8 protein-coding genes and 1 pseudogene are annotated in these 5,906 nt (G+C 70.6%); all 9 read right to left on the bottom strand.

Annotation, left to right across the window (positions count from 1 at the left end; genetic code table 11):
- Window positions 1-3: 3 nt before the first annotated feature.
- Complete coding sequence (locus I4I78_RS29120) at window positions 4-435, bottom strand: nucleoside deaminase (protein WP_218614711.1); 432 nt, start codon at window positions 433-435, stop codon at window positions 4-6.
- A gap of 169 nt (window positions 436-604) precedes the next feature.
- Entirely contained in the window at window positions 605-1,522 is a 918-nt protein-coding gene (gene truA, locus I4I78_RS29115) for a tRNA pseudouridine(38-40) synthase TruA (RefSeq protein ID WP_218614712.1), read from the bottom strand.
- A 290-nt stretch (window positions 1,523-1,812) separates the two neighbouring features.
- Window positions 1,813-2,376 (bottom strand): annotated as a pseudogene (gene rplQ / locus I4I78_RS29110) (50S ribosomal protein L17); the annotation flags it as partial.
- A 2-nt stretch (window positions 2,377-2,378) separates the two neighbouring features.
- Complete coding sequence (locus I4I78_RS29105; RefSeq protein ID WP_218614709.1) at window positions 2,379-3,425, bottom strand: DNA-directed RNA polymerase subunit alpha; 1,047 nt, start codon at window positions 3,423-3,425, stop codon at window positions 2,379-2,381.
- 94 nt (window positions 3,426-3,519) lie between these two features.
- The gene (gene rpsD, locus I4I78_RS29100; protein WP_218614708.1) at window positions 3,520-4,125 is read right to left on the bottom strand and encodes a 30S ribosomal protein S4; all 606 of its coding nucleotides are present in this window, start codon (window positions 4,123-4,125) and stop codon (window positions 3,520-3,522) included.
- Window positions 4,126-4,142: 17 nt separating this feature from the next.
- Window positions 4,143-4,553, bottom strand: a complete 411-nt coding sequence (gene rpsK, locus I4I78_RS29095; RefSeq protein ID WP_218614707.1) for a 30S ribosomal protein S11 — start codon at window positions 4,551-4,553, stop codon at window positions 4,143-4,145.
- Entirely contained in the window at window positions 4,553-4,933 is a 381-nt protein-coding gene (rpsM, locus tag I4I78_RS29090; RefSeq protein ID WP_130292372.1) for a 30S ribosomal protein S13, read from the bottom strand. The genes rpsK and rpsM overlap by 1 nt, the downstream gene beginning before the upstream one ends.
- Window positions 4,934-5,111: 178 nt before the next feature.
- Window positions 5,112-5,225 carry a 50S ribosomal protein L36 gene (gene rpmJ / locus I4I78_RS29085; protein ID WP_130292373.1) on the bottom strand — a complete coding sequence of 38 codons (114 nt, stop codon included), beginning with the start codon at window positions 5,223-5,225 and terminating at the stop codon, window positions 5,112-5,114.
- Window positions 5,226-5,265: 40 nt separating this feature from the next.
- Window positions 5,266-5,487 (bottom strand): translation initiation factor IF-1, encoded by a 222-nt coding sequence (infA, locus tag I4I78_RS29080; RefSeq protein WP_010228514.1) that lies wholly within the window; start codon window positions 5,485-5,487, stop codon window positions 5,266-5,268.
- Window positions 5,488-5,906: the final 419 nt, after the last annotated feature.

Below are 5,906 nucleotides of genomic sequence, written 5' to 3'. Positions count from 1 at the left end.
GTTCTACTCCGGCGCGACGCCGATGTCCTCGTTCCACAGGTCCGGACGGGCCGCGACGAACTCCTCCATCAGCGCGACGCAGCGCGGGTCGTCGAGCACCGTGACCGCGACGCCGTGCTCGGCCAGCCAGTCGTGCCCGCCGGTGAACGTGCGGGCCTCCCCGATCAGCACCGCGCCGATCCCGAACTGCCGGACCAGCCCGCTGCAGTACCAGCACGGCGACAGCGTCGTGACCATCGTGGTGGCGCGGTAGTCGCGCTGGCGCCCGGCGTCGCGGAACGCGGCCGTCTCGCCGTGCACCGACGGGTCGTCGTCCTGCACCCGGCGGTTGTGCCCGCGCCCGAGCACCACCCCGTCCGGCCCGAGCAGTGCCGCGCCGATCGGGATCCCGCCGCTCGCCAGGCCGAGACGAGCCTGGTCCAGCGCCACGTCCATCCAGGACGGATCCGGTCGAGGAGTTGCATCGCCACTCGTCACACCGCCGAGCCTGCCACGGCCATGCGGAAGGTCACGACCGTGGCGCTCGTCGCGTCGGACGCCACGGACGTCACGCTCGTGGCGGGCCGGTCGAGTGGGCCCGGCGAGCGGGGGAGGTCGAGCGGGGTCAGGTCCGGGTCGGGGTACGGATGCGGCGGGTCTGCTCGGGGCGGGCGGCGAGGGCGGCGTCGTCCGGGTAGTCGACGCCGACCAGCGAGAGCCCGTGCGCGGGTGCCACCACGACCTCGTTGGCCCGCTCCCGGCGGGTGAGCAGCGCGCAGGGCCAGTCCGTGGCCCGGCGCCCCCGCCCGACGTCGAGCAGCGCGCCGACCAGGCTGCGCACCATCGAGTGGCAGAACGCGTCCGCGGACACCGCGGCCACCACCACACCGTCCTCGCCGGGGGCAGGCGCCCAGGACAGCCGCTGCAGCGCCCGCACGGTGGTGGCGCCGTCCCGGCGCTTGCAGAACGCGGCGAAGTCGTGCTCTCCGAGCAGCAGCCCGGACGCGGTGTTCACCGCGTCCAGGTCCAGCGCGTGCGGCCAGGCGACGGTGTCGCGGGCACGCAGCGGGTCCGCCCCGTGCGGGGCGGTGGCCACCCGGTAGCGGTAGTGGCGGCGCAGGGCACCGAACCGGGCGTCGAACTCCGGCGGCACGACGGTCATCCGGCGCACCCGTACGTCGGGCGGCAGCAACCGGTTCAGGCGGCGTAGCAGCCGGTCCGGCTCCACGTCGGAGGGCAGGTCGACGTGGGCGACCTGGCCGTCGGCGTGCACCCCGGCGTCGGTCCGCCCGGCCACGGTCAGCGACACCGGCCCGCGCAGTACCGTGGCGAGCGAGTCCGTGAGCACCCCGCACACCGTCCGCTGCGCCGGCTGCATCGCCCAGCCGGAGAAGTCGGTGCCGTCGTAGGCGATGTCGAGCCGGACACGCCGGGTCGCGACCGCCGGTGCGGCCGGAGCCGGAGCAGAGGCCCGGGCCGCAACGGCGTCGAGCCCGCCGTCCGGACGGACGGCGGGCTCGACGGGGTCGTGCGGACGGCTCAGGAGTCGTCCTTGGAGGCCTCGCTCGCGCCCGGCGGACGGAAGCCTGCGGCCTCCGCGTCACCGGGGGTGGCGAACCAGACCTCGGCGACGGTCCGGTCGTAGAAACCGGACTCGGGAACGTGGTAGATCTTCGAGTCCTCGTTGCCCTTGACCGGGAAACCGGCGGGGGCCTCGGACTTGTCCTCCAGCGGGGCGTGGCTGCCCGCACCGTAGGGCGCGTCCTCGGTCGAACCCGACTCGTCGACCGCGTCGGACGTGGCGTCCGCGGCCTCCTCGGCGGCCGCGGCCGCGTCGACGGCACGGTCGGCCGCCTCGCTGCCCGGGGCGGCCTCCTCGGCCTCGACCGCAGCGTCCATCGCCTTCTCGGCGGCCTCGTCGGCGGCGTCGGCCGCGGCGGAGCCCGAGTCGTCGACGTCGGTGGTGTCGGCCGGAGCCGACGCCGCCTCGCCGCGCGAGCCGGCCGAGCGACGTGCCCGGTCCGCCTCGTCGCTGACCGTCTTCGACTGGATCAGCTCGATCACGGCCATCGCGGCGTTGTCACCCTTGCGCGGCATCACCTTGGTGATGCGGGTGTAGCCACCGCTGCGGTCGGCGAAGAACGGACCGATCTCGGTGCACAGGCGCTGCACGACGTCCTTGTCCCGGATCACCTTCATGATCTCGCGACGGTTGTGCAGGTCGCCGACCTTGGCCTTGGTGATCAGCCGCTCCGCGTACGGACGCAGCCGACGGGCCTTGGCCTCGGTGGTGGTGATCCGGCCGTGCTGGAACAGCGAGGTCGCCAGGTTGGCCAGGATCAGCCGCTGGTGCGCGGGCGAGCCGCCGAGGCGGGCGCCCTTGGTGGGCTGTGGCATGGCTACAACTGCTCCGTTTCTGCGTAGTCCTGGCCGTCGTCACCGAACGGCTGGTCCGGGTCGAACCCGTCGGAGCCGTACTCGGCGGCCGCGGCCGACGGGTCGAATCCGGGCGGGCTGTCCTTGAGGGCCAGGCCGAGACCGACGAGCTTCATCTTGACCTCGTCGATCGACTTGGCACCGAAGTTGCGGATGTCGAGCAGGTCGGCCTCACTGCGGCCGACCAGCTCACCCACGGTGTGGATGCCCTCACGCTTGAGGCAGTTGTAGGAGCGGACCGTGAGGTCGAGCTCCTCGATCGGCATCGCGAAGGCCGCGATGGTGTCCGCCTCCTGCGGGGACGGTCCGATCTCGATGCCCTCGGCGTCGACGTTGAGCTCGCGCGCCAGGCCGAACAGCTCCACCAGGGTCTTGCCGGACGAGGCCAGCGCGTCCCGGGGGCTGATCGAGGGCTTGCTCTCGACGTCGAGCACCAGCTTGTCGAAGTCCGTGCGCTGCTCGACACGGGTGGCCTCGACCTTGTAGGTCACCTTCAGCACCGGCGAGTAGATCGAGTCGACCGGGATGCGGCCGATCTCGGCGCCGGTGGCCTTGTTCTGCATGGCCGGCACGTAGCCGCGGCCCCGCTCGACGACGAGCTCGACCTCGAGCCGGCCCTTGTCGTTGAGGGACGCGATGTGCAGGTCCGGGTTGTGCACGGTGACACCGGCCGGCGGCACGATGTCACCCGCGGTGACCGCACCCGGGCCCTGCTTGCGCAGGTACATGGTGACCGGCTCGTCCTCCTCGGAGCTCACGACGAGCTCCTTGAGGTTCAGGATGATGTCGGTGACGTCCTCCTTCACCCCCGGGACGGTGGTGAACTCGTGCAGCACGCCGTCGATCCGGATGCTGGTGACGGCCGCGCCGGGGATGGACGAGAGCAGGGTCCGGCGCAGGGAGTTGCCGAGGGTGTAGCCGAAGCCCGGCTCGAGCGGCTCGATGACGAACCGCGACCGGGTCTCGGTGACCGTGTCCTCGGTGAGTGAGGGGCGCTGAGAGATCAGCATGGGTGTGTGCCTCCTTCGCACCCGCGACAACCGCTATTTGATGTCGCGGAATGACCTCCGGCCCCACCCTGCGGGGCCGGAGGGGTGTCGAGAGCTACTTCGAGTAGTACTCGACGATCAGCTGCTCGGTGACCTGGGTGTCGATCTGCGCCCGCTCGGGCAGCTGGTGGACCAGGATCCGCAGGCTCGACGGGACGACCTGCAGCCAGCCCGGGACCGGACGGTCGCCGAAGAGCTCCTTGGCGATCACGAACGGGTCCGTGTTCCGCGACTTCTCCTTGACGTCGATGACGTCGTAGCGCGAGACGCGGTAGCTGGGGATGTCGACCTTCTTGCCGTTCACCACGAAGTGTCCGTGGTTCACGAGCTGACGGGCCATCCGCCGGGTGCGGGCCAGGCCGGCCCGGTACACGACGTTGTCCAGACGCGACTCGAGGAGCTGGAGCAGCTCGTCGCCGGTCTTGCCCTCGCGACGGTGCGCCTCCTCGTAGTAGGTGCGCATCTGCTTCTCCTGCAGACCGTAGGCGAAGCGGGCCTTCTGCTTCTCCTGCAGCTGCAGCAGGTACTCGGTCTCCTTGATCCGGATCCGGCCGTGCTGGCCGGGCGGATACGGGCGACGCTCGAACGCCTGGTCGCCGCCGACGAGGTCGACCTTCAGCCGGCGGGACTTGCGGGTCATGGGGCCTGTGTAACGAGCCATGTCTGTGCTCTCCTCCCCTAGACCCGGCGCCGCTTGGGCGGACGGCAGCCGTTGTGCGGCTGCGGGGTGACGTCGTTGATGGTGCCGACCTCGAGGCCGGCGGCCTGCAGGGAACGGATCGCGGTCTCGCGGCCGGAGCCGGGACCCTTCACGAACACGTCGACCTTCTTCATGCCGTGCTCGGCGGCCTTGCGGGCGGCGTTCTCCGCGGCCAGCTGGGCGGCGAACGGCGTCGACTTGCGCGAGCCCTTGAGGCCCACGTGGCCGGACGAGGCCCAGCAGATCACGGCGCCGGTCGGGTCGGTGATCGTCACGATCGTGTTGTTGAACGTCGACTTGATGTGCGCGTGACCGTGCGCGACGTTCTTCTTCTCGCGGCGACGGACCTTCTTGGTTCCGGCACCGCCCTGGCGTGTACGGGGCGGCATTACTTCTTACCTGCCTTCTTCTTGCCGGCGACGGTCTTCTTCGGACCCTTGCGCCCGCGGGCGTTGGTCTTGGTCCGCTGGCCGCGCACCGGCAGTCCGCGGCGGTGTCGGATGCCCTGGTAGGACCCGATCTCGATCTTGCGGCGGATGTCGGCCTGCACCTCGCGGCGCAGGTCACCCTCGACCCGCAGGTGCTCCTCGATGTACTCGCGGAGCTTGGTGACGTCCTCGTCGGTCAGGTCCTTGGACCGCAGGTCCGGACTGATCGCGGTGCCCTCGAGGATCTGCTTCGAGCGGGTACGCCCGACCCCGAAGATGTAGGTGAGCGCGATCTCCATCCGCTTGTCGCGGGGGAGGTCGACGCCGGCAACTCGTGCCATGCGGCGGATTCTCCTTCTGCTGTTCTCGGGCCAGGTCTGCTCGATGCCCGCCCCGGATGCCGCGTGCTGCTCCGGGCCCCGGCCTGGTTCCGGGGGTGCGTACCGGGCCCGTGTGGCCCGGCAGGTACATCGAGTTCCTCTGTGTTGCTGCGATCAGACGATCGCGACGAGCGACTGCTCAGCCCTGACGCTGCTTGTGCCGCAGGTTCGAGCAGATCACGATGACCCGGCCGTTACGGCGGATCACCTGGCACTTGTCGCAGATCTTCTTGACGCTGGGCTTGACCTTCACGTCTTCTGCCTCTGTTCGATGTTCGTCTGGCGGTCGAGCATCACTTGTAGCGGTAGACGATGCGGCCGCGGCTCAGGTCGTAGGGCGACAGCTCGACCACCACCCGGTCCTCGGGGAGGATCCGGATGTAGTGCTGCCGCATCTTCCCGCTGATGTGGGCGAGGACCCGGTGCCCGTTCTCCAGCTCCACGCGAAACATCGCGTTCGGCAGGGGTTCGACGACCCGGCCCTCGACCTCGATCGCCCCGTCCTTCTTGGCCATGTCCTCCGCTATCCGTGACAGGTTCGGTGTGTCGTACTGGTGAAGCTCGAAGGTGTTGCGCGGCACCACCCGCGGCACGAACGACGTGCCCGCGTCGACCGGACACGTGCGGGGCAGGCCCCGGACGAACCGGAGCAGCCCACACCCCGGCGAGCGACGAAACGACGGACCCTGGGTGCGAATGGCACGACGGAACCGGCGCCACGAGGCGCGCCGAACCTCCAGTGTACGGACGTTGCGCAGACCGCTGCAGGTGGGGTAGGGCACCCCCGTGCCGTCCCGGTGGCCGGTCCCCAACGATACTCGCTCGGTCGTTCCCGGGTCCTGATGCTCTCGTGGGCCGGTGACCGCCACCGACGCCGCGGCCGGCACCCGGCTACCCCGCCCGTACGCTGCTGTACTGGGGATTCGCCGTCCCC

Origin of the sequence: Pseudonocardia sp. KRD291 (assembly GCF_019263595.1) — a bacterium.
In the GTDB taxonomy this organism is placed as follows: Bacteria; Actinomycetota; Actinomycetes; order Mycobacteriales; family Pseudonocardiaceae; genus Pseudonocardia.
This window is presented reverse-complemented; position numbering and strand designations above follow the sequence as displayed.